Below are 1,070 nucleotides of genomic sequence, written 5' to 3'. Positions count from 1 at the left end.
ACCCCGCCCATGCCCTCGATCGCCGAGATGACCACCGTCGCGCCCTCGGCCCCGTCCGCCGCCTCGACCAGCCGCCGCACCTGCTCGGCCCGCCCCGTGAACGTGGGCAGCTCGGCCGGCAGCTGCCGGAAGACCCCGATCGGCCCGCCGGTGCGCGCCTCGCTCTGCACCCGCAGGCAGGCCCGCCGCCAGGCGTCCACGGCCGGCCCGTCCACGCCCAGCGCGCGCACGATCGCCAGCACCAGGTCAAGGTCGAGACGGCGGCGCCCGGGCGCGAACGCGTCGGCCACGGTGCGGAACGCCACCTCCCGCGGCGGCCGCAGCAGCGGTCCGACCAGCCGGGCCAGGGTGCGGTAGGGCGGGCTGCCGGCCTGCGCGCGCAACGCGGCCAGCGCCTCGACGAAGCCGCCGACGTCGGCCACGTGCTCCGGATCCGGATCGGCGAACCCGCCGCGTTCCCGCGCCACCGCCATGGCAGGACCCTTCCTTTCGGCTCAGGCCCCGTGACGGTCCCCCAGCGCCGCGCCGTGCGCGCCGCGCGCTTCCAGCCCACGGCCAAGGCGGCCGCGATCGGTGGGATCAACATCACGGTCCAGCGTCCCACCGTACCCCCGTTCAGGCCCATCTTCGACGATGACGAAGAGCAGGAAGGCGAGCGAAGCCGCCGTACGGCACCTGATGACGGCTCATCACCCCGGTGAACCGCGGCGCCGAACCCGCCACCGCCATCGACCGCAGGATCCGCCCGGTCGAGTAAAGACCCGAGTTAAGGGGTGTGGCGGGGTGGACGGGACACGCCGGGATGAGTGACCTCACCTGACCGAAAGCCACGACCCGCCGCCAGACCCCCGCAGTTGATTACGCGGTGTTCCGATCTTGACCTCGCCGAGCCGCGGAGAGTACCAATGTCCTGAATGCATCGGGGCCGTGAGGGGTGGAATGTGGCGCTTGAATTCCACGGTGGGGAGTCCGGCGAGAGGTTGGCGGGCCTGCTCAAGCTGCTGGGTCCGCTGGCTCCGGCGGGGGTGCGCCGGGTCGCGCGGATGGAGCGGGTGGCCGAGGAGATGAGT

At 73.2% G+C, this 1,070-nt stretch carries 1 pseudogene; it reads right to left on the bottom strand.

The window, feature by feature from the left end:
- Positions 1 to 473 (bottom strand): annotated as a pseudogene (locus KDL01_RS41350) (tetratricopeptide repeat protein); the annotation flags it as partial.
- Positions 474 to 1,070 lie beyond the last annotated feature (597 nt).

It is taken from the genome of Actinospica durhamensis (assembly GCF_018139695.1).
In the GTDB taxonomy this organism is placed as follows: domain Bacteria; phylum Actinomycetota; class Actinomycetes; order Streptomycetales; family Catenulisporaceae; genus Actinospica; species Actinospica durhamensis.
This window is presented reverse-complemented; position numbering and strand designations above follow the sequence as displayed.